This window comes from Micrococcus sp. GbtcB5 (genome assembly GCF_019091605.1).
Lineage (GTDB): Bacteria > Actinomycetota > Actinomycetes > Actinomycetales > Micrococcaceae > Micrococcus > Micrococcus luteus.
The window spans coordinates 1-228 of sequence record NZ_JAGXJK010000653.1; the positions used below are offsets into that span (position 1 = coordinate 1).

A 228-nucleotide genomic window follows, 5' to 3' on the forward strand; every position below is an offset into this window, starting at 1 on the left:
TCGTCTGGGATGAGCCTGCAGACCTCGATGCCGTCGATGCCGGGGAGCAAGAGGCCCAGCAGCACGAGATCGGGACGCACGCGGTGGAACGCGGGCAGTGCGGAGGTGCCGACCGCGGCGAACGCCGGCTCGAAGCCGTCGTTGCGCAGGACGATGCCGATCATCTCGGCCAGCGCCTCGACGTCGTCCACCACCAGGATCTTGGCCTTGCCCATCCTGACCTCCTCG

At 68.4% G+C, this 228-nt stretch carries 1 protein-coding gene; it reads right to left on the minus strand.

The window, feature by feature from the left end:
• Positions 1-215: response regulator (locus tag KVS67_RS13850; RefSeq protein WP_217565623.1), on the minus strand; the 215-nt coding region annotated here is incomplete at its 3' end.
• Positions 216-228 lie beyond the last annotated feature (13 nt).